Annotated in this window: 1 protein-coding gene; it reads right to left on the minus strand. The window is 70.2% G+C overall.

Going from position 1 to position 667, the window contains the following annotated elements; genetic code table 11:
- Positions 1–2: 2 nt before the first annotated feature.
- Positions 3–554, minus strand: coding sequence for a hypothetical protein (locus ACVNF4_RS36730; RefSeq protein ID WP_461807137.1), 552 nt, complete (start codon positions 552–554; stop codon positions 3–5).
- Positions 555–667 lie beyond the last annotated feature (113 nt).

A 667-nucleotide genomic window follows, 5' to 3' on the forward strand; every position in this document is an offset into this window, starting at 1 on the left:
GCTCATGACCCGCCGCCTCGCCCGGCCACGCCCTGCGCGAGCGTGAACCGGCCCGGCTGACCCTCGGCCAGCCAGCCCCGCGCGACCAGACGCTTCGCCTTCGACCGCAACGCCTCCACCCGCGCCGGCACCACGTCCATGCCGAACAACACGGCCAACTCCTGGCAGGTCAGCGGCCCTTGATGAAGCCGGGACCGGTCCGCGAGCACCTGCAGAATGCGCTGATAGTCCACCGACAGCACCGACCAGGCCAGCCCCTGGCGCCACATCGGAACCTGCGACTTCCTCTTCGCTGCCTCCGGCACCTGCGGCGTCTTTCCGGTCTGCTCCCCGGCGGCCGGCGCGGTTCCCTCGGCCCGGGCGGGGTCCTGCCCGCTCTCGTCCACGGGGGCCAGCACCTCGCCGACCCGCGAGCAGGCGATGGCCCACTCCCGCCATTCCCGCTCGGCCACGGCCAACTCGGCCTGGACACGGTCGGCTTCCTCCCGCAGCTCGTCAACACGACGGCGAGCACCCAGCTCACGCTGTTCCAACAGACCGACCACCGACGGCATCCACGACCTCCCTGGCAGCAACAGCACGACAGGCCACAACTCCCACGGGATCGCCAACCCTACGCCTGACCAGCGGAAACACAGTCCTCAAGTCCGGAAAGACAACAGCTTCT

This window comes from Streptomyces sp. S6 (assembly GCF_054880855.1).